The organism is Kurthia sibirica, assembly GCF_003143975.1.
Taxonomy (GTDB): domain Bacteria; phylum Bacillota; class Bacilli; order Bacillales_A; family Planococcaceae; genus Kurthia; species Kurthia sibirica.
Genome location: NZ_QFVR01000025.1, coordinates 22,909 through 49,691 on the forward strand (window position 1 = coordinate 22,909; position 26,783 = coordinate 49,691).

The following is a 26,783-nucleotide window of genomic DNA, read 5'->3' on the forward strand; positions in this document are numbered from 1 at the left end:
ATCAAAAAAGGACTTCGACATACATATGCCGAAGTCCTTTTTGTATGAATATTTATGCTTCAACCAAAGTTGGAGCTGCCTGACGCATCATGTAATCAAAAGCACCAAGCGCTGCGGTAGCACCTGAACCAAGCGATATCACAATTTGTTTATATGCCGTATCTGTACAATCTCCCGCTGCGAAGACACCTGGAATATTTGTCGCGTTATGACGATCCACAATAATCTCACCATGTTCGTTCATATCAATTACGCCTTGTAAAAATTCTGTATTTGGTAATAATCCAATTTGAATGAAGACACCTTGCAATGCAATTGTATGTTCTTCACCTGTTGAACTATCAATATAACTCAAGCTGTTTACTGTGCTATCCCCAGTAATTTCAGTCGTTAATGCATTTGTAATGACAGTGACATTCGGCAAGCTTCTTAAACGATCTTGTAAGACTTGATCAGCCTTTAGCTCTGCATTACGCTGTAAAAGCGTAACATGATTGACGATGCCAGCTAAATCAATGGCGGCTTCAACACCCGAGTTACCGCCACCTACTACAGCAACATCTTTCCCTTTAAACAATGGACCATCACAGTGTGGGCAATAAGCAACCCCTTTATTCTTAAATTCTTGCTCGCCTTTTACACCTAGCTGACGGTAACGAGCACCCGTTGAAATAATAACTGTTTTACTTTTTAAAATAGCACCATTTTCGAGTTCTACTTCGATTAAATCTTTCTTGTCAATACGCGCTGCACGTTGAGTATTCATGACATCAATAGGATATTCTGCTACATGCCCTTCAAGAGCTGCCACAAATTTCGGACCTTCTGTAGCAGTCGTGCCGATTATATTTTCAATTGATAATGTATCGTTTACTTGACCGCCAAAACGATCAGCTACGATACCTGTACGAATACCTTTACGTGCCGCATAAACAGCTGCAGAGGCACCTGCAGGTCCGCCACCTACTACTAATACATCATAAGCTTCTTTGTCATTAAATTCATCTGCATTAGATGAGCTACCTAATTTATCTAAAATTTCTTCTAGTGTAATACGACCACCCTCAAAGAATTCTTTATCACGATAAATTGCTGGTACTGCCATAATTTCTTTTGCTTCGACTTCTTCTTTAAATGTGCCACCTTCAATCATCGTATGCGAAATATTAGGGTTTAATACCGCCATAATATTAAATGCTTGTACGACATCAGGACAATTATGACAAGTAAGGCTGACATATGTTTCAAAATGCATTGGTTCTTTAATGGCTTTAATGCGTTTGATGATACTGTCATCCACTTTTGGAGCGCGCCCCGAAACTTGTAATAACGCTAAGACTAATGAAGTGAATTCATGACCTAACGGTAGGCCTGCAAATACGATACCTGAATCTTCGCCCACACGATTTACACTAAAACTTGGCGTGCGTTCTAATGTTACTTTTTCAACCGAAATACGAGAAGACAGCGTATCTAATTCTGTCATTAATTCCATCATATCCTGCGATTTTTTGCTATCATCAACACTGACTTTGAGTACTAAATCACCTTCAAGCATAGCTAAATATTGTTTTAATTGCCCTTTAATTTGATTATCTAATGCCATCTGCTTCACTGCTATATTATCTCCATTAGCCTGTAGTAAATCACTAGCGACCTCTGTCGATGCTTTTTAATATAGCAGTTTGTCACCTCACTTTTAAGTAGTTTTTTATTATGACTATAAAAAGCAATTTGTCTTTTTAATCTCTTCATAAACAGAGCGACAAACACCAATCTGGAGACTGATTTTTGTCGCTACTGTTACAAATTATCTGATTGGTTGAAGAAAGTTAAATTAGATTTTACCTACTAGGTCTAAGCTAGGAGTTAATGTTTCTTCGCCTTCTTGCCATTTAGCTGGGCAAACTTCACCTGGATGGTTACGCACGTATGTTGCTGCTTTAATCTTATCGATTAATTGAGAAGCATTACGACCGATACCACCATTATTGATTTCCATTGTTTGCACGATACCATCAGGATCGATTAAGAAAGTTGCACGTTGAGCAAGACCATCTTCTTCTTCTAAAACGTCGAAGTTACGAGAGATTGTATGAGTTGGATCACCAATCATTGTGTATTCGATTTTAGAAATAGCATCTGAATGATCATGCCATGCTTTGTGAGTGAAATGAGTATCAGTAGAAACTGAATATACCTCAGCTCCTAATTCTTTTAATGTTGCATACTCAGCTTGTAAATCTTCTAATTCCGTTGGACAAACAAATGTGAAATCAGCTGGATAAAAACATACTACAGCCCATTTACCTTTAAGTGTTTCGTCCGTTACTGTTTTGAACTCACCGTTTTGGAAAGCCTCTGCTTTAAATGGTAGGATTTCTTTGTTTACTAATGACATAATTATATTCCTCCTAGTTGTTGTGTAGTTATATTATTAATAATTATTTCTTAATTAGAATAATTATTGTTTACAATTAAATTATCGTACAAAATGATTATCTTGTCAACCCCTTACTGTAATAATAACAAACTTACACGTCGACTGTCCAAGAATATAGTAAAATCAAGACTTTTCCTCATACTTTATATTTTATTTATTAATTAAAGGGACTACTGTCTTTACATAGTGAAATAATTCACAATATGCTTTTAAATACATATATATTATGCTTTACGCTGTATTTTCGGTTATTATATCATATATTCCACAACAGTCAAGACAATAGATTTTTGTTGGTATACTTGACTTACATGACATATATTATTCAAATTTCACATAAAAAAACTAGCGATTTACAGCGATTTTCTTGACAAATTATATTTTTATTATTGAATTATCTCATTTACGTCGTATTTTTACTGTAATTGAGAATTTATAAAAAACAAGCCTCTATAGATTTCTGCTCAATATTATATTTTTTCACTCATTATGACTTGTCACGCCTCAAGAATCCATTGTGAAGATTGCTCGTAGTAATGATTGAAAGTAGCCCGCCCATTAACAGTCGTTCAAAAATAGATGGTGGTCTACAACATCCGACCAAAACAAACCATCAACTTGTAGAATGCACTTTCCTAGAGAAAAGTTCAGAAAAACAGGTGATATATATCGCAAAAATAGCCGCCCATTCGACACGATTATGTAACATCGCCCATTTGCTTTAATTACACCAGAGATTTGTTCTTTTCATGAAAAAGAGCGAATCTCTGGTGTAGTAAGACCATCAGCAATTCGCTCTTTTTCATTTACCTATTCTTATTTTCAAAACAATGACAAGTAAAGTTGTATGGCCGAGTCATGTCATTTCTTTATGTTGTCGATCTGTTTTCCCTTCGTTTTAGCTGTGCCACAATGACTATGCTAATAATGACAAGTAAAAACCAAGAGCTAATCTTTCCAATCGAAACAAGATGCCAAGTCACTTCTTGGTTTGGGTATTGCCATGCACCAAAGTAGGTAACAATATTTTCTGCAAGCCAAATAAAAAAACCGACAAGGATAAAAGATAAAATAATCGGCATATTGAAGACCCGGTCCAATAATGTAAAATACACTTTTGTCTGATAAAAGACAATACATAGTAGCAGCATCAACAACCATCTAACATCATAGAAAAAATGATGTGTGAAAAAATTGACATAAATAAGTGCAGCTACAGTAAAAGCTGCATAATGTTTAGGCCAGGGTGTCATATCCATATTCAAGTGTCGCCAACTTTGGCAAATAAAACTAGCTACACTTGCATACATAAACCCACTATATAATGGTACGCCATAAAATTTAGAATACGCGTCTTCTGGGTATGCCCAAGAACCCATTTGTGTTTTATACAATTCGAGAGCCAAACCAATAATATGAAAGATACAAATAACTTTTAACTCGTTTAGTGTTTCTACTTTTGTTGCCACCAATACGACTTGAGCAATAATACATAAAATCAAAATGACATCATAGCGTGGAAGCAATGAAATAGGGACAATTTTTGAAAAAGCTAAAGCTCCAAAAATAATGACAGGAAATATACAAGAGATCGCCATAACATATGTAAAACGCCAAAAATACTTCATCCTTCACCACCTCGAGTATAGAACGTCAGCTAGGTTAGAAAGTTGCTAACTCGATTACTTCTTCAGTCAAAGTAAGGTCTCTCTCGCTTCCAATCAGCTAGGTTTTTAAGTGCGGGGTACACAACTGCCTCACCTTCAGGATAGAGATAAAGTTTACCTTCAACTGCATCCAATGCGACGACTACTTCATCATCTTTGAAAAAGCTGATATACTTTGGTGTACGATCTTGCCCCCAACCATTGCTACGATCTATAATCTGTTTGACTATAGCTAATGTTTCTATTGTTGTATCATATTGAAAGGCATGTAGTTTCCAATACGGACCAAAATTCATATAGGTATTATTCGTCGTAGAACGAGAGGCCCGTAAAAATAACTTCAACGGTTGTAAAAATTCTGCAAAATACTTTTCTGTTTTTTTATGATCAAAAGCATTTTCCAACAGGAGGCATTCGAATGAATCTGTTTCATGAAAAAGCGTTTCTAACAATCGTTCATAGCGTTCCCCACGCAAATTATTCTTTGTCGATAATCCTGTCGGTTTGCCATCCAAGTAAGCAATTAAATCTTTGTACTTTTCCTTCGCTCTATAAACTTCCACCGCTTCACTTTCCAAAACAGCATAAATTGTCGTCACTTCACCGTCATAAAAATCAAAAATATCTTGTGACATCCAATCTTTATAACCATTAAATAGTGCGGTGCGATATGTTGAAAAAGGCATTTCAACTAAGCAATTATCTTGCAAATACAATCCTACTCTATTTTTTGAGTGTTCTATACTAACAATAATCTCCAATTCTTCTTCACCACTATAATAAATCATAGGGTTTTCCGTATCTTCCGTCGTCCGTACTGACTCCAACCAATCCCCCCATGTTTCAAAAACATTGTCTGTTGTCATTTGCATAGTAAAAGGTTGTCCATCCACCATAACCGCTACTGTACCAAAAAAAGGTTTTTTATATTTTTTGAAATGCTGTGAAAATTCCTCATAGCTTGTCAATTGTTTAGTAGTATTCTTCAATGAATCAATCATCGTCTCAAAAGTTAATAACATCTAATTCCCCCTTTATTTCCCTTCTATTCTAAACAAAAATTAAATCACCTGTCAATTCACGAGTGACAAAAAAAAGACCCTACCCTGTAGCTTTTCTAGTGTATGAATCATTGGCATTATACTTTTTCATACGTAAAAGTTCACCTGCTCGCATCTCCCGTCAAAAATAGTATATAGTTTGGCTCTGTGTCAAATATTGGGGTGAATGAAATGGGCTATTTAATTTCATTCACCTTTTTTTATTTAGCCCAGATGTAAACCCACTTCTTTATACTGTACTGTTCATAAGATCTTCGCTCTCAATCGATCCAATCGTTTATATCCATATGCATTTCGTTTCATTACTTTCATTTTGTTATTAATCCCTTCTAAAAAGCCATTTGAATAACCACAAGCGAAACGATTTAAAATCTCGGTTTGCCCATTCTTCATCGTTTTAATCACTCGATTAAATGCGGAGATGGTAGCCTATTTTTAGTTCATTTATATGCGCGCTTGATCGAATATTTCACTCATTATAACCACACAAGAAAATAGTGGACATTAAAAAAGATGACTCCGGCAGCTTACCGAGGTCATCTCATTTCAGCCTAATTAAAGGCTATCTTGCTTTTTATTAACCTGTTCACAAAATAGGGTTCCATTCACCGAGCTAGATCGGCAGTCTCCTATTAGATTACTTATGGATAAATACGGTTTAGAAGACGTGGGAATGGAATTGTTTCACGAACATGTTCAGAGCCTGTAATCCAAGCCACTGTGCGTTCAAGACCTAAGCCAAAACCTGAGTGAGGAACAGAACCATATTTGCGTAAATCTAAATACCAAGCGTAAGCTTCTGGATCTAAACCATGTTCAGCAATACGTGCTTTTAGTAAATCGTAATCCCATACACGCTCAGAACCCCCAATAATTTCGCCATAGCCCTCTGGTGCAATTAAATCTGCACAAAGTACCACATCATCACGATCTGGGTGGGCTTGCATATAGAATGGTTTGATTGCTGTCGGATAGTTTTTAATGAATACTGGTAAGTCATAATGATTGGCAATTGCTGTTTCGTGAGGTGAACCAAAATCATCGCCCCATTTAATATCATCAAAACCTTGTTCATTTAAGAATGTAATCGCATCATCGTATGAAATACGTGGGAATTCACCTTGAATTTTTTCTAATTTTGAAAGATCACGTCCAAGAACTTCTAACTCTAGTTTACAGTTTTTCAATGCTGATTGTACAACATATGTTAGGTATTGTTCTTGCATTTCTAAACTTTCATCTTGTTCTACAAATGCCATTTCAAATTCTAACATCCAGAATTCGATTAAGTGACGGCGTGTTTTAGATTTTTCTGCACGGAATGTCGGTCCAAAAGAGAACACATTACCAAGTGCCATTGCACCAGCTTCTAAATACAACTGACCTGATTGCGAAAGGAATGCATCTTGATCGAAGTATTTCGTATGGAATAATTCAGATGTCCCTTCTGGAGATGATGCTGTTAAAATTGGCGAATCAATTTTAGTGAAGCCACGATCGTTTAAGAATTCGTAAGTTGCACGAATTACTTCATTACGGACTTTCATATTCGCATGTTGTTTTTTAGAACGCAACCATAAGTGGCGGTGATCCATTAAAAATTCTGTACCATGCTCTTTTGGTGTGATTGGGTAATCAGTTGCTTCCGCAATTACTTCAATCCCTTTGACTTGTAGTTCATAGCCAAATGACGAACGGCTGTCTTCCGTTACTTCGCCAATAATATACATAGATGTTTCTTGGTGTAAACCTTTTGCTGTAAGGAACATATCCTCATCATCTGCTTTTACGACTACGCCTTGTACAAAGCCTGAACCATCACGTAACTGTAAAAACGCGATTTTACCGCTTGAACGTTTATTTGCAAGCCAAGCACCAATTTTTACTGTTTCGCCAAGATGTTTTGGCATTTCTTGAATTGTAATTTTTTTCATAATATCCTCCATCATACATAGTGAACACAGCGACATATTCGGTTTGTCGCTGCAAAATAATTTGCTACTCTATTATATACAAAATAACGAAGAAAAACGTAGTATTTCTATTTTCGAAATATTCAAATAGTATTAGAGGTTTGTGATTTTTTTCCACCACTGGCCATCATCGAACATAATGTACACATAATTTAATTTATCATCTGTACTTTTGAATGTTACTTCCCAAACAATACCAGGTTTTTCAACACCCAAACGTGCATGCATAACCTTCTTCACTTTTTGATCTTTTGTTGCAATTTTAATGGCTTCTTTTTTAGAAATACCCTTTTTCAATTCAACTTTTTGCATTTTAGCCTGTGGATCATCTTCATTTTTGAAGACAGCTAGTTTCTTATTGTCCTGATCTTTCCCAATAACGGTCACATATGATGTTTTACTATTATAAACATATGAGTCGCTTACTTCAGTTATTAGCTGATCGCTTAATACCGCTTTTTCAGCTTTGCTCGTCGCACTACTGAATGGTAAATAAGCGATAAACGTAATGATTGCTGTCAAAACAACAGCTAAAATCACGAGAAAGACGGAGAAGAATTTTATCCAATTTTTCATTCAATCACCTTAGACTTCTTATTTATCATTTGTTATTATACCAATCTTCTAAATCGAACACCATATTTTCCAAAGTCACCTTGCGAATTTCAACATTTGGTAAAGCTTGCAAAAAGTCGCGACCATAAGATTTCGTCTCAATTCTTCTGTCAAGAACGATGAAGGCACCCTTATCCTCAGAAGAACGAATTAAACGACCAAAACCTTGTTTAAAACGTAAAATCGCTTCTGGAAGTGATAGTCTATAAAATGAATTTAACCCTTGCTGTTGCATTTTAATAGACTTCGCCTTGAATAATGGTTCTTCCGGTGCAGAGAACGGCAGACGAACAACGATGACTGCTGATAAAGCATCACCAGGTACATCTACACCTTCCCAAAAGCTGTTTGTTCCAAACAGGACGGAATGTTCAAAACGTTGGAACATCTTCAATAATCGCATACGACTACCGGAGGACATCCCCTGTGCGAAAATCATATAATCTTCTAATGCACCAATTTCCTGTATGAGAAGAACGGTCTTGCGTAACATATCTTGTGAGGTGAATAACACAAAACAACGTCCAGCAGTAGCTAGTACTGTCTGAATAACCGCTTCTGCTACCGCCTCAATATATTCAGCTTGCGATACTTGTTGAATATCTGGCATATCTTCTACCACATATACATTCGCCCCTTTATAGTACTCTGTTGGCGCTTGGAATTGGAATAACGGTACATCTTGCGCTAACCCAAGTTGGTCTGCGATAAAACGACGGTTCCCTGGGACAGTAAGTGTGCCAGATGCCCAAATAATGCTTTGCTTTGCACGATAACGGTCGAAAACTTCCGTAATATGATCTGCAATTTGTATCGGGCGATTGTATATTTGAATACTATTTGGCAAGCTACGGGCATCCGCCTCCGCCCAAGATGTCATTTCATCGTTTGGTACAAGGAAGATTGCTGACCATTTAGATTCCATAATTCGAAGCTCACGCAACCAATATTGCCAATCTGCCAATGCTGCTTTTTGAGATACCGCTAAATCATCATGATAGCTAAGGAAAACCTGTGTCGATTGCTCTGCAAGTTTTAACCATTCCATAATCATATGACTAACCTGTTGTAATAAAGGTTTCTTCAATAAAATATCTTTTAACATAATCGTTTTCTTTTGATTTTTACGATTTGTATAGGGTAAATTCATCGAACTTTGTACATGTGCAATTGCATCTTCGAAAAGATCGGTCATTTGGAAAAATTGATTTTCTAATTTTGTTAATGTACGCAATGGTACACGATCAGAAGACTTCATCAATTGATAAAATAAATGCGTCATTTGTCGCTCATCAAAATGACCAAGCTGACCAAATAAATATTTCCAACTGCGATACGTAAATGTTTTCTCTTCACGCATTGTAGCTGCTTGTATCATCTGATGTCCCTCATCTAATACGAAGCCACCAACATGATCCAAAATCGGTGTTGCCCGTTCTAAATCTGCAATAAGCATCGCGTGATTCGTAATAATCAATTCCGCATGCTCACATTGCTTTAACGCTTCCAAATAAAAATCAAAGACATTCTTATTTTTTGTATCTGCAGTTGTTGACGTGCGACGAATACGATCGATAAGCAGACGTCCACCACCTGATACATTCACCTCATTTAAATCACCAGTAGCTGACACTGCAAGCCAAACGAGGATTTGCATCTTCAAGAAATTTTCATCATACGTATCATCACTCACCGCAAGAGAATCGCAAAAGCGATCGAGATCAATATAATGCTCCATCCCTTTTAATACGGCAATATTAATTTTACATTGTAGCAATTTTTCCGCTTTGGGTAATTCATCTGATATTAACTGGTCCAGTAAATGAGATGTATACGTACTAATAACAACCTGCTCTTTATGCTGCTTAGCATAAACGATACTTGGTATTAAATACGCTAATGTTTTACCGATCCCTGTCGACGCTTCAGATAGTATTTCCGTATGATGTTTCAAACTATTCCATACGGCATCCATCATTTGGAATTGGCCTTCACGTACTTCAAAACCTGTAATTGCACGAGAAAATAATGCCTTCTTTTCCTCTGTACTATGCGGATATTTTATTTCCGCGTTGGCAATTTGTTCTGTAATTTGTAATTTAATTGGTACATTTCGATAATCAAAATGCGTATCCAGCAGCTCTACTTTTTTTCGTTTTTCTTGCACCGCCTCGAAGAACAAATGAGACAGACCTGATTTCAACTTAAATGATCGTGTATGAAGTTGCTGTACTGTATCCAAAGGCAACTCCATTAGACGCTCCCAACATTTTTTCAAGAGCAATGCTGTCGCCATCGCATCATCATCTGCGCGATGAGCATTCGTCAGTAAAATTTCTAGCTCTACAGCAATTTCTTGCAGCTTATAGCTAAATGCGCTCGGGAAAATAATTTTCGCAAGCTCCACGGTATCCATGCTTTTCCCTAACCATTTGGACAACCCACAACGCTTAAATTCTTCCTGTAAAAAAGGCAAATCAAAATCAATATTATGTGCGACAAAAACACAATCTTGCAGCATATCATATACTGTTGAAGCTATCGTTTCAAACGGTTGTGCATCTTTAACATCTGCATCATGAATATGTGTCAAATCCTGAATAAAGAAAGGGATTTTCTTCCCTGGATTGACGAATGTTGTATACGTATCTACGATCTGCCAATCTTTCATAAAAACGATGGCTAATTGAATGATACGATCTCCTTGTTTTGGAGAATGTCCTGTTGTTTCTAGATCGACAATCGCGTACATTTGGCTTTCCATTTGCTCACATCTTTCGAATCAATTTATACTGTCGATTTTATCATACTTTTTCCCCCTTGAATAAAGACAACCCTATCTTTGCGAGATATATCGTAAATAATAGGGGGAAATCGAATTCATGCACTTGAAAAATGCTGTCTATCCATTTTTCTCATTGCGTAACCAAATTAGTTCTCAGTAATAACAAGCTGAATAGTGGATGCCTAGCAATCAAAAAATAATATTATCAATCAATCTCACAGTAGGAAATTGAACAGCCACTGCCAATACTTTTTTCGTGGCATCTGCTATTTCTCTCGTAAGGTCTGGATAGCTGCGTAATTCAAAATACTCGACCTTGCCATCCGTTGCATTTATGGCTGCAATCGCTTGTGCAAAAACGCTAGCAAGTGGTTGTTTGGTTTCGACTGCTTTTTTTACAATTTGCAATTGTTGAAAGATAACGGCCGCTTGAAGGCGCTGAGATGCTGTGAGAAATACGTTGCGTGAACTACTTGCTAAACCATCTGATTCGCGAACGATGGGTACCGCAATAATCCTAATAGGAAAGAAATAATCGCGTACAAGCATTTCAATCAACGCTACTTGCTGAGCATCTTTTTGACCAAAATAAGCTCGTTGTGGTTTGATAAGCATAAAGAGCTTCGACACGATTTGGAGAACACCATTGAAATGGCCTGGTCGTGAAATGCCACATAGTATTTCGGCCGCTGGACCAGCATCAAAAGTGATACCACCCGCATGTCCGTATATCTCTTCTACAGATGGTGCAAAGATGATAGTGACACCAACTGTTCGACATTTCTCAGCGTCTCCCTCAAGTTCACGTGGGTAATTGACATAGTCCTTTTTGTTGCTAAATTGTGTGGGGTTAACGAATATGCTAACGATGACGAGATCATTTTGTTCCTGTGCTAATCGCATAAGCGTTAAATGACCATCATGTAATGCACCCATCGTTGGAACAAAACCAATTTCTTGATTGCTATATCGTGCTATTTCTTGTTGTAATTCTGGGATTGTCTTGATGATTTTCATTATTTCCCTGCCTCCTTTTTCAAATGGAAGCTATGTATTTCAGCAGGAAAATCACCTGTTTTAACAGCGTCTTTGTATAGTTGAATGCCTTTAGCAGCTTCCTTTCCAATATTGCTAAATTGTTTGACAAATTTGGCGATATGATGGGAACCATATGCTAGTACATCATGATAGACGAGTACTTGACCATCTGCTGTTGGACCAGCCCCTATACCAATTGATGGCACAGTTAAAATTGCTTGTAGCTGCGTCATAACTTCTGTAGGAATGCATTCAAATACGATGGCAAATACGCCTACATCCTGTAGTTGATGCACTTCGTCAATTAATTTTTGAACGCCTTCCTCCGTACGTCCTTGTACTTTATAACCACCCATATTTGCAGCTTGCTGTGGTTGCAATCCTAAATGACCCATTACTGGAATACCCGCCTCAATCATTAATTTAATGGTCGGTAAAGTTGTTCCTACCCCTTCTACTTTTAATGCGTTTGCCCCAGTTTGTTGGAAAATATCCACTGCTGTTTTTAATACGTCATATCGATCACCATGATAGCTACCAAAGGGCATATCTACGATGACAAAGGTATTTGGGGCCCCTCTTCTAACTGCCTTGCCATGATGAATCATATCAGCAACCGTCACTTCGATTGTTGAATCGTACCCAAGTACGACCATACCAAGCGAATCACCAACTAAAATCATATCTACATTTTGTTCCTCTGCTAGTTTTGCAGACGGATAATCATATGCCGTAAGCATAACGATTTTGTCATTACTGTTTGCCATTTTTGGGAAATCGATAATTCGTTTCATCAAAAAAACCTCCTAGTGTATAGATAGATGTCAAGACATATAGAGTTAAAAAAAGGACATGCTTTGCTCTAGTCCTTTTAATTAGTACTACTACGCTAATTCAATGTCTGCTGAATAAACACTTTTTGTTTCACCATCAGGTAGTTGTACTTTAAGTACGCCATCATTTGTAATACCAACCGCCACACCGTGGAATACTTCTTTTACGGTCGTCACTTTTATTTTTTGACCAATCGTACAAGAATAATTTTCCCATTCTTTTTTTATAGGGATAAAACCTTCTGCGACATATTTATCCGAGTAAAATTCTAAATAATACAGAATACGTGCTACGAGATGCGCACGGTCAATTTCTTTACCACTTTGAATTTTCAACGATGTCGCAATGTCTTTGATATCATCTGGGAAATCGTCTGCCATATGATTGACATTAATACCAAGTCCCATAATCAATGCATTTACATAGTCTGGGTCTGCCTGAAGTTCCGTTAAAATGCCTGTAATTTTCAACGAATCAATAAGCAAATCATTTGGCCATTTAATTTTAGGGCTAATGCCTACTACATCTTCAATTGCTTTAACAATGGCAACAGCAGCAACGAGTGTAAATTGGGGAGCCTCATAGGGTGGCACATCTGGGCGTAGTATAACACTCATCCAAATCCCCTTACCTTTTTGAGATACCCATTGGCGTTGCATTCGACCACGTCCTGCTGTTTGTTCTTCACAAATAACGACTGTACCTGCTGCTGCTCCTTCTTGTGCAAGTTGATGTGCGACTGGTTGTGTTGATGGTAGCGTATCAAAATAATGAATAGCTTGACCAAAAGTCGGTGTATCCAATGCTGCTTTAATACGTGCTGCATCGATAAGATTAGGTTCATTTTTTAAAATATAGCCTTTTTTATGAATGGTTTCAAACGAATAACCGTCTGCTTCCAGTTGCTTAATGTATTTCCAAATAGCTGTGCGTGATACGCTCAATTGATCTGCCAATGCTTGCCCAGAAGTTGGTTCAGTACCGGCATGCTGCAATTTTTTTAAAATTTCATGCTTGATTGTTCCACTCATGTTTAAACCAGTCCTTTATTTGTTGTTCATCATTTTGTAGTCGACCCATAACGACATTTACAATAATCGACTCCAGTGCTTCCTTCAACCAAGGACCACCCTTTTTCCCCGTCCACGCCATAAGATCGCGCCCAGAAATAGCGAGTTCTTGTCTACTTTGGATAGGTAAAGCCTTTTTTTGTGCGCGGATATTTTCAAAAAGCTGCGGTTTTTGCTGCGGTGTGACAGCATTGCTACATGCACTTGCAACTTGCCAAATAGATTCATCATAGAGAAATAACGCCATTTTACTTGGATCACCTTGCTGTAAAATCTCCATACATATAAGCGCTTGTGCAACCTGCTTTTTTTCTTCATTAGAGCAGCGATAATCGTCTAATAATTGACGATTACCTGTCGTATATACCCAAAAAGTCCATCCGATTATTTCATTGCCGGCTGTCTGTAATTTTTTCCATAATGCTAATTCCATAAACTCACCATGTAAATAGGTGGCGATTGGGGTATCATTTATCGCTGAAATAGCATTACTCGGATAAGTGCTTTTGAAGATTTTATCAAATTCAATTTTCATGCGTTCACGAGCAATTTTTTCAAGAAAGGCTGCGCTATCATACATTGCTTGCTGCGTTTTTTCTTCTATTCTAAAATCAAGTTGCGCACTAAAACGCAACGCACGTAAAATACGTAGTGCATCTTCTGAAAATCGTTCATGTGCATTACCAACAGCACGAATTATTCGCTTGACCAAATCACTACGCCCATTAAATAAATCGATAATATCGCCATTTGGACGCATAGCCATAGCGTTAATCGTAAAATCACGACGTTTTAAATCTTCCTCCAAAGATCGTACGAAGATGACCTCATCTGGTCGACGATGATCTGTATAATCACCATCTGTGCGAAATGTTGTCACTTCGACTGGTTCTTTAAAATCAACGACGAGAACCGTACCATGCTCTATTCCTACATCGAATGTTTTTGTAAAAACTGCCTTTGTTTCTTCGGGTAAAGCACTCGTTGCAACATCGACATCATTCGCTTCTTTACCTAGTAAAAAATCACGAACTGCACCACCAACAATAACCGCTTCAAATTGTTGTTCTTCGAGAGCTTCTATTACTTTTGAAGCTGCTTGCCAGGATGAATCCGTCATTTTTTTCGAGCCACCTTTTCATAAATCGCTTCATATTCTTCGACAATTTTAGTCGAACGAAAGCGTTGTTTTACACTGCGGATTGCTGCTTCTCTGAAAGATTGTAGCTTTTCTTCATCTTTGAAAAGTTCAATCGCATAGGTCGCCGCTGCATCAGTATCGCCGACTTCTACGATGTAACCATTTTCACCCGCGATAATAACTTCTGGTATACCGCCAATATTTGTACCAATACCAGGTACACCACAAGCCATCGCTTCGAGTAACACGAGACCAAATGCTTCTTTTTCAGACATAAGAAACTTCAAATCAGCCATAGCATAAAGCTCAGCAAGATTTTCTTGCTTCCCTAAAAATAATATATCATCGGCATATGGCGTTGCTTTTGCTTGTTGCATCGCATCATGCTTATCAGGTCCATCGCCAATTAATAGTAGTTTAGACGGAATAGCTTTGCGCACCTTTACAAATGTTTCAATAATATCAGGAACATGTTTTACTTTTCTGAAATTCGATACATGGACCATTACTTTTTCATCTTCAGTAATAGAGAAAGCTTGACGTAACGCTTGACCATCTCTCGGATAATACTCTCTTTCATCGACAAAATTATGGACAGTTTCAATATCCTTATTCGGATGGATCAAGTCGATCGTCTGCTCGCGTAAAGAATTGGATACAGCCGTGACAACATCGGATTTATCGATACCATATTTAATGGCTGTCGTTAATAGCGAATCATCACCTAACACTGTGATATCCGTACCGTGTAACGTCGTAACAATTCCAACATCTTCGCCAGACATATCGCGACCTAATGCAGCGCAAACCGCATGTGGTATTGCATAATGAACATGAAGTAAATCCAGATGTTCATCACGAATCACATCTGCCATGCGACTTGCTAATGCAATATCGTATGGCGGGTATTGAAATACCGAATAATTATTGACTTCCACTTCATGAAAAAATATATTTGGATACACTTTATTTAATCGAAAAGGCATGCTTGATGTGATGAAATGAATTTCATGTCCGCGTTCAGCAAGCATTTTACCCAACTCAGTTGCCATGACACCAGAGCCTCCGACTGTAGGGTAGCAAGTAATGCCTATTTTTAATTTTCTCATCTGCTGAAAACTTCCTCTCATTTGCCTCGTCGTTGTGCTAATAATCTAAAATCAATAAAACCATGCTCTAGACCCTTTAATAATACTTCTGCCGTACCCATATTTGTCGCTAATGGAATTTGATAGACATCACTTAATCGCATTAAAGCTGAAATATCGGGTTCATGTGGCTGTGCGGTTAATGGATCTCGGAAAAAAATCACCATATCCATATTATTTTCTGCAATCATCGCACCTATTTGTTGGTCTCCACCTAGGGGACCAGAACGAAATCGAGAAATTTCCAAACCTGTCGCATCCATGATTCTTTGACCTGTTGTACCCGTTGCAAATAACTCATGTTGTTGTAATATATGCTTGTATGCAATTGAAAAAGTGACGAGATCGTCCTTTTTTTTATCATGTGCGATTAATGCAATTTTCATCCAATTCTCTCCTTAAAGTATGTTCTCTAATCCGTAAACAAGTTCTTCCATATCAACAACCTTCTCAACACATAATTTGACACCTGACATGAATGATCCTCGATTATATGAATCATGGCGAATTGTCAGCATTTGCCCCTCACCGCCAAATAGTACTTCCTGATGTGCAACTAAGCCCTGTAGTCGAACACTATGAATACGCATACCATCAAAGTCTGCGCCACGTGCTCCCGCAAGCGTTTCCTTTTCATCTGGATGTCCTTGTTTATGACTCGGGCGATTTTCTTGAATAAGCTGTGCTGTTTTTAATGCCGTTCCTGATGGCGCATCTAATTTTTGATCGTGATGTAATTCAATAATTTCAACATCTGGCATGTACTGGGCAGCCATTGCGGCAAATTTCATCATCAAAACGGCTCCTACTGCAAAGTTAGGGGCAATGATGGCTCCAATTCTATGCTCTTTTGCATAGTTTGTCAGTTCAAGCAACTGTTCATCGGTAAAACCTGTCGTACCAATTACTGGACGTACGCCGTATTCCAATGATAATTTCGTATGTTTGTACACCGTCTCTGGCGTCGTTAAATCGATAATTACATGTGGTGTCGTTGCTTCAAATAATGTTTTTAAATCTGTAAAAACAGCAACATTATATGTAGTTGGAAATAGCTCGTAGTCCGCTAAATTGCGCGCAATTTCACGGTGGTCTAATACTGCTACCAATTCCATTTTGTCATGTTTCATAATTGTATGTACGGCTTCTTGCCCCATTCTACCTCTTGGTCCAGCAATCGCTACTTTAATCATTTATTGCTCCTCCTTTTTAGTCCAACGATGTTGATCGCGTGTTTCAAATTTATGCATAACAGTTTCCAATGCTTTGTTCATAGAAATCCCTTGCGCATTTGCAAAACAGATGGCAACGAACAAAAAATCTCCAAATTCTTCTTCCAATGATTTGATGGCTTCCGTCGGTTTTTTCTTTTTCATACCGTAAACATTTTGAACTTCTCGTGATAGCTCGCCCAGTTCTTCTGTCAAGCGCGCAAGTAGTTCAAATGGTGGGAAATAACCTTCTTTAAATTGACCAATATACTGATCTACTCTTTCTTGCATGTGAGTCATCGTTACTTCATCTTCCATTTTCTACATCCCCCTCTGGCAAAATGACTTATGAACATGATAATATGATTCTATGGGCGAATTTTATTAGCTGTCATTTTACCGAACAATATTCTATTACCCATTATACATTATGCGAAAAAATAGTAACGTTATAAAACACTAGTTTTAGCATTTTCATTTTAAGGGAGGTCTATATTTGCGTTTAATCAAATTGAAAAATACGCTCTTCATTTTACTAGGTACTGCTATATTTAGTTTTGGCCTAGTCAATTTCAACCTAGAAAATAAGCTGGGTGAAGGCGGTATTACAGGTATTACACTTATTTTATACTTCATGTTCAAATGGGACCCTGCTCTTATGAATCTAATACTCAATATTCCGATGTTCATCATCGGTTGGACGATACTTGGCAGACGTGCTTTTGCCTACACCGTCATCGGGACACTCGGTGTTTCCTTTTTTTTGAAAGTGTTCCAAATATTAAATCTCCATATTGAGTTGCATGATGATTTATTACTTGTCGCACTGTTCGCCGGTGTTTTCTTAGGAGGAGGACTTGGTATTGTCTTCCGTTATGGCGGTACGACGGGCGGTTCTGATATCATTGCTCGACTCGCCGATAAGTACTTTGGCTGGAATATGGGGAAAACGATGTTCCTACTAGATGCCATTGTACTCATCGTATCCTTCCTTACTTTCCTCGATGCTCGTTCGACAATGTATACACTCGTCGCGGTATTCATTGCTGCTCGTGTGATCGACTTTGTCCAAGAAGGTGCCTATGCTGCACGTGGCGCGATGATTGTTTCTGACCATTATGAACAAATCGCAGCCAAAATCACGACCCAAATGGACCGTGGCGTCACTTATTTACACGGGGAAGGCTTTTATAAAAAAGAAGAACGTAAAGTTATTTACTGCGTCGTTTCTAAAAATGAACTTTTCAAACTAAAAAGTTTAATCCATTCTGTTGACCCACACGCATTTGTCTCCATATCCGAAGTACATGATGTGACAGGTGAAGGCTTTACACTCGACGACAAAAAACAACCGATTGATCGCTAGATATATCAACAAATGCGCGCACAGTAAACATACTGTACGCGCATTTTTTTACTTCTGTGATACTTTAAATGTATGTTTAAGAATTTTACCTGAGGCACTCATTGGCATACGATCTAAAAATTCATAGTTTGTTGGGATTTTGAATTTCGCTAAACTTTCAGTACAAAAAGCAGTCAACTCTTCCTCTGTTGCTGTTGTGCCAGGAGCCATTACAATAAATGCTTTGACACTTTCTCCAAATAGCTCATCTGGTTGACCGATAACGGCCGCAGCATGAACATTCGGATATTTGCGTAGTGTATCCTCTACTTCAATCGAGTAGACATTCTCACCACCGCGAATTATCATATCCTTTTTACGATCGAGAATAGCTACATAACCCTCCTGATCAACTGTCCCGATATCTCCCGAGCACCAATAACCATCTTTAAAGCCATATTCATTCGCTTCATCATTATTCCAATATGCTGGAATAATTGTTGGCCCACGCAGATATACCTCACCAATTTCACCAGTAGCTACTTCCTCACCACGTCCATCGACAATTTTTAAATCGATAGTATCAAATGGTATACCAACCGTAATTGCTTGCGCATCTTCATAACTCATCGGCAAAATCGTGGCAGCTGAAGTCGTTTCTGTTGCACCATATGAATTATGTAAATTGGATGTTGGAAAAGCCGTTTTCAATAAATCGTATGTATTACGATAGGTCGGTGCCCCACCATAACCAACTGTTATGACACAATCAAAATTGCTCTCTTTAAAACGTTGGGTTGTAGCTAACATGCTGTAAATTGTTGGGATATTCGTCAGATTTGTCACTTTATGATTTAAAATCAAATCTAAATAAGCATCATTTTGATACTGTCTCATCGAATAGATTGTACCCGCATTATAAATTGTCGATAATACCTGTGAAACCAAACCCGTAATATGGAACATGGGTACCGCCACAATTGACGACATAAAACTCACCTTTCGGAAGCGTCCATCCAATCCCATAATGACATGAATCGTATTTACATGTGCAACAAGGGCTCCTTTAGGTAAACCTGTCGTTCCAGATGTATACATAAGAAATAATGGATCTTCTTCTGCAATAATTGTCGTGAAATAAACAAGGGTATCCGATTGAGATTGAATCGCCGAAAATGGTATTGAATCATCTGTTGTTTCATCACCAACAACAATCAGATTAGGTACAATTTGACGGTCTACTTTTTCTACTTGAACATCATCACAAATAATGACTCTTGGCATCGAATCTTTCAACTGATAGGTAATTTCAGGTTTCGTTAGACGCGTATTTAAAGGCACCATGACCGCACCTAGTCTTGAGCAAGCTAACATCGTAATAATAAATTCCACATCATTGGCTAAAATTGCCGCAACTCGCTGGCCTTTTCGGATGTCAAAATCAATATAGAGCAAATTGGCAAGTTGATTGGATTGCAAATTCAATTCGGCGTATGTCAGCGCTGTTTTTTCACTTTGGATTGCGATAATATTTGGTCTTTTCAACAATGCTGCGGCAAATACATCATTTATAGTAGACGGACGATTTTTATATACTTTAACACCAGGTCTTCCAAAGAGCGTAATTTCTTCAATTTCGTGCATATTTATTACCCCTCTCAAACTATTTTTCCCGCGACGTAAACATCAAACATCGTGACTATTTTTGTTAGGGCAAATCGATACAATCATTTTCGAAAAAATGCTACGCCTCCTTTTCAACTAGATTCTATTCATTATACAATTTTAAACATTTTTTGTATATATAACCTATTTGAGTGTTTGAATAAAAAAAGATGCTGCCCAAATTTATTGGCAGCACCTCAGTTTATTGATCATTTGATTTACATATTTGCACCCATTTTTGAATGGATAAAATCACTTCACGAAAAGCCAAACCATTATTCGTTAGCTTATACTCTGTCTTTTTGATTGATTCATCTATAAACGTTTTTTCAATCATATTCGACTCGATTAATTCATTTAAACGTTGTGTCAACAAACGATCTGAAATACCCGCTATACGTGCATGTATCTCACTATAACGAAGAGGTCCATCGACCAAGCAATATAATATAGCACCCACCCATTTTTTTCCGATAAACTCTACCGCATGATGATAATTTTGACAAATATGGCCTACTTCTTGTTTTTGCATTTGGTCACCTCCTACTTATAAATATTGTAGCATAAATCTATAAAATAGTGTTTTAAACCTTTTGTTCAACTTTTTTTGCTGAATAACAAACAGATCTATTACTTAATAAGCAATATTATAAAATCCATCTTATGCCCCCTATTGAACAATAAAACAGTAGATAATTATGCATCTATATTTTTTGAATAGCGTTTATTTATTGATAAATTGCTATTGGAAAATTATGATTCAAACAACTCATTTGACAAATACACCTTACTTAAAGTAAGATACTTTTTAGTAAAACTATATTATTTGGAGGAATTCATCCCATGTCAACAACAACTAAATCAGCAATAATCGAAACAATGTACGCACGTAAATCTATCCGTAAATATGATCCGGATTTTAAAATCTCTCGTGAAGAGATTTCAGAAATGTTGACTGACGCTATGACAGCTCCTTCTTCATCAAATCAACAACCATGGCGCTTCCTTGTCATCACAGATGATGCTGTGAAAAAAGAAATTCGCTCTATGTCATTTAATCAAGAACAATTGGAAACATCGTCTGCAATCATTGCAGTTTTAGGTGCAACTGATTTTTATAAAAATGCCAAAAAAATTAATGAATTAAGCGTAGCAACTGGGGCAATGTCACCAGAAATCGCTGTAGCTCAAACAGCTGGTTCAGAAAAATTATACAGTGGTCTTCCTACTGAAATTCTGAAAAATGTTGCATCATTTGATGCTGGTTTAGTATCTATGCAATTGATGTTAATTGCTAAAGATCGTGGTTTAGACACTGTAGCGATGGGCGGCTTTGATAAACAAGCCTTCGCTGAAAAATTCGAACTTCCTGCAAATGAATTCCCAATTATTTTATTGGCAATCGGTAAAGGAATTGGCCCAGATCGTGGCACTGAGCGTCTGTCTGTTGCAGATGTTACAACATTCATCTAATCCCCTCATCCCAATTAAAAAGATGATTTTGGCTATTAAGCCAAAATCATCTTTTTTTGAATAAAAATCTTTATTTTGTTAAAGCTAATCGAATATGAGCGATATGATGTTCACCATGCCAAGCATATAATCCAATCGCTTGTTCCACTGTCAATTCGCCATCTACTGCATGTTCATATGTCCGCTTCAATTGTTGCGCTGTTAGATTTTTTAATAGATATACCCAGCGATTATGAATCCCCTCAATTATCATCAAAGAACTAGCGATAGGTAAATCATAATCTGCCAACTCTGACCAACCTTGTTCATCATATATTTGAATCGAGGGTATATACTCTGTTAAAGCTGTTCGGATACGATTATACGCCTGTGAATGACTATCTGCTAAATGATGCACAAGCTGTCGAATCGTCCAACCATCACTACGATATGTGCTGCTCAGCTGCTCATCATTTAAATTCACTGTTAGCCTTTTCACTTCATACGGTAACTGCTCAATCGATTCAATCCAATCACTCAGTGTAGTGGCATCAATCCTCTTCATAATTGTGCCCTTACCAAGTGGATAACGCACCTGTTCATCTACAACTGTCATCTATATCCTCCTATTTCACCAGCCGATTTTCATCCATTATATGACAATATTCGGTAATAAGTAAAACTTTAAGCCCTTTTTTCTTCTCGCACACTTCTAAATATGCCAAGATTCTTTCTCATTCTGTAGCATTACTTGTTTGGGATCAATCGCCTGTAAAATCTGACAGTAGATGTTTTTAACGATGGCTAATTTCTTCATTTTTTGTAGAGCCATTTCGACTTTTTCACGGATATCCGTCACCGTCTCGCCCGTTATACGTTTCCTTTGATGATTGTATATGAACCGACATAGCTTTCTAAGGCTTCTACTTGATTGATTGATCGATATCATTATTGTATTCATCTTAAGTAACAAGTGCTTCATAGAAATTACTTAGCTCTTGGAATGCTTTGACAAAGTCGATTTGTTCTTCTAATGAAGAATATTTATCAACTGCTGATAGATCTTTTTATGCATGTCAGTTCAGTTGTCGAAATATGTTAAGTGGCGGAATTTCAATATTTGTACAAAATTGTATACATGATAGACAGAAGGAAACGCGTCAAACCATTTTGTAGAACATCTGACGCATTTTCACTAGATTCCCAAACTTTGATTTGGCAACATTTATTTGAACGTCTATTTATTTACTGATATTGACAAATCGATTTACCTGTAATAAAATACTTGCATATGAAACATATTAATAATGGCAACGAGTTACTTTTGTTTTTAGAAGCTTTATCGAATCCTCATCGATTAAGAATTATTAGCATTTTGTCTAACGGTAAACAATATGTTAGTCAACTTGCTAGAGAACTTGGTATGAGTAGAGCTCTTTTGTATTTGCATTTACAAAAGCTTGAAGAGGCAAATCTTGTTTCAAGTGATATGGAGCTACTGGAAAGTGGTAAAGCTGCGAAATACTATAGACTGAATTCCTTTGATTTGCAGCTTAATGAGGAACTTATTTCGAGGTTAGAAACAACACTGACTTTTAAAAAAAATAAAAAGATGGAGGATTAAAGCAATGTCTAATGGCACTACAAGTATAAATATAGGAGATATAGTGGCAACAATCGTTATGTTAGGATTTATAGTAGCTGTAATTATTTTTATAGTTTCTATTTATAAAACATATAAGAAAAATGTAAGGCATGTAGAGGAACGACTACATGTTGAAAAACAACAAACATTTAATCTACAAAAACAAGTGGACGAATTAAATGACCGCATAGGAAAAATCGAAAAATTATTAAAAGAAGTAGATTAATAGTCAAGAAAAGCCTTTATACGCAACTAATTGGAGGGGTCAGGTTGTTCATATATAAGATAAACGATGATTTATCGTTAAAATTAATAGAATTAAGAGATAGCCAAAGGGTATTTGAATTAACAGATAAGTCAAGAGACTATTTACGAGAATGGCTACCATGGTTGGATTTTACAACAAAACTCGAAGATACCACAGAGTTTATCAAAGGATGTTTAAAAGACTTTGCAGAAAATAAGAGCTTAAATTCAGTTATTTTATTTAAAGGAGAAGTTGTTGGAGTTGCAGGCTACAATAACATTAATTATGTAAATAAGACTGCATATATTGGTTATTGGCTTGGTGAAGAATTTCAAGGAAATGGAATAATGACCGCGGTGGCTAAAACATTGACCGATTATGCTTTTGATGAATTGGTCCTAAATAAGGTTGAGATAAGAGTTGCTGTTGGCAATAAGAAAAGTAGGGGTATCCCTGAGAGGTTGAACTTTGTAAATGAAGGATGTATTAGACAAGCAGAGTGGTTATATGACCATTATGTAGACTTTGTTGTATATGGGATTTTGGCAGGAGAATGGAATAAAAAATAAGTTAAACTTGTTCAACTAACGGGTACTTTAGTTCCACAAGAGAAGATCGTCTATTGACGGTCTTTTTTATTTGGCCAGAGGGAAAAATAAACGGGAAGTGTCAACGATAAATGTTTGACTGGAGAAAAGCAGAAGGAATTTAAGGAGTTGATACGAGCCACGGATTTTCCACCCTCTTGGCTTTTCCAAATGCACATGTAGTTATCTAACATTAGGTAACGACTATTTTTTTATTTTCGTGTGTTGTAAAAATACAACACACAAAAAACTCTATAAACACCTATATATCAACATATATAGCACTTTTAAAAGTACTTGCCTTCTCACTCTATATATTAGGGGCTTTTCCAGATATAATCCTTAAACGTAAATAAAGACATTCTGTCGGGTTTCGCTCCCGCACGACGAGCCAATTACTCCTTTCAAACTTGAAGAACGTTAAAAACCCTCTAGATGCTCTATTTTATTGATTTAATATATTTTTTCTTTTTTTGATAAAAAATGCTTTAATGGTATTATTAGGTTATAAACTTTTTTAATGAAAGAAATATTTCATATAAAATATAAAAGAATTATCTTGGTTATTAGTTCTCTTATTATTTCTTTTTTTGCTTTACTAATCATGTTAAAATCGCTCTTTTAGATTCAGGTTTATCAAAAAAAAATTATAGTGAAGCAATTATAATATCTTCTGGAAAATCAACAGATGCTCACGCTGATGTTATGTTAAAAGCTATGTTAATTGAACAGCTCGCTCTTGAACTTTGGGATTACGTACACTGGTTTAACAACCTACGAATTCACGGAACACTAGGTTATTTAACGCCTGTGGAATTCAAGCAACAGCCCCTATAATTTTTGTCCAGTTTAGTGTTGACATTCCATTTGGATCTATAGCAAAAAGCTGTAAATCCTTCGTGTTTTTAATTACAACGTCTTCATTTAATCCCAAATCTAAACTTTCGATTTGTTCTGCATACTCTTTATCTTCTTCCTCAATTTTATTTATTATAGAATTTTTCTTTTTTTCTAACTGGATATTCAAAGAGTTTACATCTGTGTCAAAGAAAATGGCTTGATAACCTAGATAATATGCATTTAAATTATTATTACTAAGTAAAACCTCACCATAATGAGTATCTTTCTCTCCTATAAGTTGTCCATACTCAAGAATAGAATCTAAATTGGGATCTACAGAAGCTAGTACATACCCTTTTAAAATTTCATCTTCTATAATGTTATAATAAAATGCAATTACATCATCATTTAAATCGTATAACTCCCTAACCTTTAGTAATTTTACATTTGAAGAATTAATATTAAATTCTTTCTTTTCTTTAATGAGTAATTCATTTATATTTTCTTCCATTTCTTTTTTGGATAACTTACCTCCGTCGATTTTAGCACCAAACACATCACCATTAACAATAAATGTAAATAAATGGTTAATTTTTATTTTTACTAAAGTTCATCACGCCACTAATAAATAAACAAATAGATACTATTACCAAAAATGTAGAAGTGTTAAAAAAAATATCATTAGAATACATGGTAAATAAAGGTATATCTTCTCTACCTTGATATATAGGACTAATTTCAAATAACAATGATTTTAATTTAAACGCTCTTTTAAATGCAATACCTATAATCAATACAATTACAAAAAAACTTGAACATGTAATTATTCGAATCGTTTTATTCAACAATTTTTTATACATATACTTGTCCAAAAAATTAATCGTCATGGTCATAAAAATAATAAGAAATGGGAATAAATAAAAGAAACCAATTAAACCAAAGTTACCATTTCCTCCTATCTTATGAGTCGGAGAAACAGATGTCAGATTCGCGAAAACAATTACACCAATCGTTATAATCGCACTCAGTATATAAGTAATAAGTTTTAAAAAAATATTCATATTTTTCATTTATCGACGCTCCTTCTAACTGATTTTTAGAACAAAAACAAAACCATTAAATACCATATTTTAGTTTATCATACATTTGAAAGACAAAAAAATTCATTATAACATTTTTTACCATTATACTTCATATATCCCATGAATTATAAGTTTTTCCTATCTTTTCGTATGTTCCTGGTGCAAACACTTGAAGAAAATATAAAAAAGCAACTGATCTCTAGTGACCCCTGGTCTTAAGCAACTAATCCAAACAATTGATAGATGAATTCTTTTTGATGTTGGACGGACTTCTCCCCTTGGAGAGTCTGTCCTTTTTGGATTATGTGCATAGTCTCTATCCCAGCAATAATTCGATTGGCAGTCCGAAAGGATTTTAATCCAAGCATCGGGCGAATTCGTTTCTTAATAAAGCGATGATCTTGCTCTACGATATTGTTGAGCTATTTAACTTGCCTTGGTTCGATGCCTTCGGGTATTCGCTTTTCTTCTTTTAATTCTTGGATGGCGATGGGATAAGCTGGGTTCTTATCTACTGTTATCACTCGAGGCTTAGACACGTGCGAAAAAGCGCTTGGCTGCTTGTTTATCTCTTGATTTACTTAAATAAAAATCAATGGTATTCTCTTTTGAATTGTTTCCCCTTAAAATGAGTCATTTGAAATCTACTAATCATTTTCCGATTTTAACTTAAACTTTACAAAAAAACCAAATAATGTATAGTTATAACTGTGTTTTATATTGGTTTGTTGATTTAGAATCAATTGTTTAACTAATTCCAACTAAAGGAGAGTTTTAAATGAATAAAAGAATATTTCCCGTTGTATTGTAAGCCCGTAATATAAAAAAGCGCACCTTTTCGGTACGCACGACGAATAGCCAACTATCCTAATCTTTTTTCGGATAGTTGGCTATTTTGCACAAGACAATTGAATATTTTTCGACCAAGGTAGGT

General features: G+C 36.4%; 26 protein-coding genes and 3 pseudogenes. 6 read left to right on the plus strand and 23 right to left on the minus strand.

Translation table 11 applies throughout. The features are described from left to right. Window positions 1-52 precede the first annotated feature (52 nt). The 16 genes and pseudogenes from ahpF to DEX24_RS14595 form a co-directional block, all read right to left on the minus strand. Window positions 53-1,606: an alkyl hydroperoxide reductase subunit F gene (ahpF, locus tag DEX24_RS14520; RefSeq protein WP_109307168.1), complete on the minus strand. Its 1,554-nt coding sequence runs from the start codon at window positions 1,604-1,606 to the stop codon at window positions 53-55. 231 nt (window positions 1,607-1,837) lie between these two features. Beyond that, complete coding sequence (gene ahpC, locus DEX24_RS14525) at window positions 1,838-2,401, minus strand: alkyl hydroperoxide reductase subunit C (RefSeq protein ID WP_109307141.1); 564 nt, start codon at window positions 2,399-2,401, stop codon at window positions 1,838-1,840. A 911-nt stretch (window positions 2,402-3,312) separates the two neighbouring features. Next, complete coding sequence (locus DEX24_RS14530) at window positions 3,313-4,071, minus strand: DUF817 domain-containing protein (RefSeq protein WP_109307142.1); 759 nt, start codon at window positions 4,069-4,071, stop codon at window positions 3,313-3,315. Between the two features lie 62 nt (window positions 4,072-4,133). Further along, window positions 4,134-5,132 carry a hypothetical protein gene (locus tag DEX24_RS14535; protein WP_109307143.1) on the minus strand — a complete coding sequence of 333 codons (999 nt, stop codon included), beginning with the start codon at window positions 5,130-5,132 and terminating at the stop codon, window positions 4,134-4,136. A 282-nt stretch (window positions 5,133-5,414) separates the two neighbouring features. Continuing rightward, window positions 5,415-5,585 (minus strand): annotated as a pseudogene (locus DEX24_RS14540) (transposase); the annotation flags it as partial. Between the two features lie 227 nt (window positions 5,586-5,812). Continuing rightward, the gene (gene asnS / locus DEX24_RS14545; protein WP_109307145.1) at window positions 5,813-7,105 is read right to left on the minus strand and encodes an asparagine--tRNA ligase; all 1,293 of its coding nucleotides are present in this window, start codon (window positions 7,103-7,105) and stop codon (window positions 5,813-5,815) included. 132 nt (window positions 7,106-7,237) lie between these two features. Beyond that, window positions 7,238-7,720: a cell wall elongation regulator TseB-like domain-containing protein gene (locus DEX24_RS14550; RefSeq protein ID WP_109307146.1), complete on the minus strand. Its 483-nt coding sequence runs from the start codon at window positions 7,718-7,720 to the stop codon at window positions 7,238-7,240. Window positions 7,721-7,745: 25 nt separating this feature from the next. Beyond that, a complete protein-coding gene (gene dinG / locus DEX24_RS14555) occupies window positions 7,746-10,523 on the minus strand; it encodes an ATP-dependent DNA helicase DinG (RefSeq protein ID WP_109307147.1) in 2,778 nt (925 codons plus the stop codon). 210 nt (window positions 10,524-10,733) lie between these two features. After that, the gene (panC, locus tag DEX24_RS14560; RefSeq protein ID WP_109307148.1) at window positions 10,734-11,561 is read right to left on the minus strand and encodes a pantoate--beta-alanine ligase; all 828 of its coding nucleotides are present in this window, start codon (window positions 11,559-11,561) and stop codon (window positions 10,734-10,736) included. Further along, entirely contained in the window at window positions 11,561-12,376 is an 816-nt protein-coding gene (panB, locus tag DEX24_RS14565) for a 3-methyl-2-oxobutanoate hydroxymethyltransferase (RefSeq protein ID WP_109307149.1), read from the minus strand. Before panB ends, panC begins: the two co-directional genes overlap by 1 nt. Window positions 12,377-12,466: 90 nt before the next feature. Then, window positions 12,467-13,447 (minus strand): biotin--[acetyl-CoA-carboxylase] ligase, encoded by a 981-nt coding sequence (locus DEX24_RS14570; RefSeq protein WP_109307150.1) that lies wholly within the window; start codon window positions 13,445-13,447, stop codon window positions 12,467-12,469. Then, a complete protein-coding gene (locus DEX24_RS14575; protein ID WP_109307151.1) occupies window positions 13,425-14,606 on the minus strand; it encodes a CCA tRNA nucleotidyltransferase in 1,182 nt (393 codons plus the stop codon). The genes DEX24_RS14570 and DEX24_RS14575 overlap by 23 nt, the downstream gene beginning before the upstream one ends. After that, a complete protein-coding gene (gene bshA / locus DEX24_RS14580; RefSeq protein WP_109307152.1) occupies window positions 14,603-15,736 on the minus strand; it encodes an N-acetyl-alpha-D-glucosaminyl L-malate synthase BshA in 1,134 nt (377 codons plus the stop codon). The genes DEX24_RS14575 and bshA overlap by 4 nt, the downstream gene beginning before the upstream one ends. Window positions 15,737-15,753: 17 nt before the next feature. After that, the gene (gene mgsA, locus DEX24_RS14585) at window positions 15,754-16,161 is read right to left on the minus strand and encodes a methylglyoxal synthase (RefSeq protein WP_109307153.1); all 408 of its coding nucleotides are present in this window, start codon (window positions 16,159-16,161) and stop codon (window positions 15,754-15,756) included. A gap of 12 nt (window positions 16,162-16,173) precedes the next feature. Beyond that, complete coding sequence (dapB, locus tag DEX24_RS14590) at window positions 16,174-16,968, minus strand: 4-hydroxy-tetrahydrodipicolinate reductase (protein ID WP_109307154.1); 795 nt, start codon at window positions 16,966-16,968, stop codon at window positions 16,174-16,176. Next, window positions 16,969-17,304 carry a nucleotide pyrophosphohydrolase gene (locus DEX24_RS14595; protein WP_109307155.1) on the minus strand — a complete coding sequence of 112 codons (336 nt, stop codon included), beginning with the start codon at window positions 17,302-17,304 and terminating at the stop codon, window positions 16,969-16,971. Between the two features lie 178 nt (window positions 17,305-17,482). Here DEX24_RS14595 and DEX24_RS14600 point away from each other — a divergent pair, with 178 nt between their 5' ends. Beyond that, window positions 17,483-18,352, plus strand: a complete 870-nt coding sequence (locus DEX24_RS14600; protein ID WP_109307156.1) for a YitT family protein — start codon at window positions 17,483-17,485, stop codon at window positions 18,350-18,352. Between the two features lie 48 nt (window positions 18,353-18,400). On the opposite strand, the gene DEX24_RS14605 is transcribed toward DEX24_RS14600, so the two are convergent. After that, window positions 18,401-19,975, minus strand: coding sequence for a class I adenylate-forming enzyme family protein (locus tag DEX24_RS14605; protein WP_109307157.1), 1,575 nt, complete (start codon window positions 19,973-19,975; stop codon window positions 18,401-18,403). Window positions 19,976-20,198: 223 nt separating this feature from the next. Beyond that, complete coding sequence (locus tag DEX24_RS14610) at window positions 20,199-20,528, minus strand: winged helix-turn-helix transcriptional regulator (protein ID WP_109307158.1); 330 nt, start codon at window positions 20,526-20,528, stop codon at window positions 20,199-20,201. Between the two features lie 311 nt (window positions 20,529-20,839). On the opposite strand from DEX24_RS14610, the gene DEX24_RS14615 reads away from it, so the two are divergent. Continuing rightward, window positions 20,840-21,469 carry a nitroreductase family protein gene (locus tag DEX24_RS14615; RefSeq protein ID WP_109307159.1) on the plus strand — a complete coding sequence of 210 codons (630 nt, stop codon included), beginning with the start codon at window positions 20,840-20,842 and terminating at the stop codon, window positions 21,467-21,469. Window positions 21,470-21,539: 70 nt separating this feature from the next. Here the strand turns inward: DEX24_RS14615 and DEX24_RS14620 are convergent, their stop codons facing one another. Further along, window positions 21,540-22,064: a YfiT family bacillithiol transferase gene (locus DEX24_RS14620; protein ID WP_109307160.1), complete on the minus strand. Its 525-nt coding sequence runs from the start codon at window positions 22,062-22,064 to the stop codon at window positions 21,540-21,542. 96 nt (window positions 22,065-22,160) lie between these two features. After that, entirely contained in the window at window positions 22,161-22,307 is a 147-nt protein-coding gene (locus DEX24_RS17275; RefSeq protein WP_170112962.1) for a hypothetical protein, read from the minus strand. Between the two features lie 432 nt (window positions 22,308-22,739). On the opposite strand from DEX24_RS17275, the gene DEX24_RS14630 reads away from it, so the two are divergent. The 4 genes and pseudogenes from DEX24_RS14630 to DEX24_RS14645 form a co-directional block, all read left to right on the plus strand. Next, window positions 22,740-23,072, plus strand: a complete 333-nt coding sequence (locus DEX24_RS14630) for an ArsR/SmtB family transcription factor (RefSeq protein WP_109307162.1) — start codon at window positions 22,740-22,742, stop codon at window positions 23,070-23,072. Window positions 23,073-23,076: 4 nt separating this feature from the next. Continuing rightward, on the plus strand, window positions 23,077-23,319 hold the full coding sequence (locus DEX24_RS14635; RefSeq protein WP_109307163.1) for a hypothetical protein: 243 nt from the start codon (window positions 23,077-23,079) through the stop codon (window positions 23,317-23,319). A gap of 44 nt (window positions 23,320-23,363) precedes the next feature. Further along, window positions 23,364-23,909, plus strand: coding sequence for a GNAT family N-acetyltransferase (locus DEX24_RS14640; RefSeq protein ID WP_109307164.1), 546 nt, complete (start codon window positions 23,364-23,366; stop codon window positions 23,907-23,909). A 744-nt stretch (window positions 23,910-24,653) separates the two neighbouring features. Further along, window positions 24,654-24,764 (plus strand): annotated as a pseudogene (locus tag DEX24_RS14645) (IS3 family transposase); the annotation flags it as partial. Here the strand turns inward: DEX24_RS14645 and DEX24_RS14650 are convergent. The 3 genes and pseudogenes from DEX24_RS14650 to DEX24_RS14660 form a co-directional block, all read right to left on the minus strand. Continuing rightward, on the minus strand, window positions 24,745-25,323 hold the full coding sequence (locus tag DEX24_RS14650) for a hypothetical protein (protein ID WP_109307166.1): 579 nt from the start codon (window positions 25,321-25,323) through the stop codon (window positions 24,745-24,747). The pseudogene DEX24_RS14645 and the gene DEX24_RS14650 overlap by 20 nt on opposite strands. 31 nt (window positions 25,324-25,354) lie before the next feature. After that, window positions 25,355-25,837 (minus strand): hypothetical protein, encoded by a 483-nt coding sequence (locus DEX24_RS14655; RefSeq protein WP_109307167.1) that lies wholly within the window; start codon window positions 25,835-25,837, stop codon window positions 25,355-25,357. Between the two features lie 227 nt (window positions 25,838-26,064). Next, window positions 26,065-26,467, minus strand: a pseudogene (locus DEX24_RS14660) (DDE-type integrase/transposase/recombinase); the annotation flags it as partial. Between the last annotated feature and the right edge of the window lie 316 nt (window positions 26,468-26,783).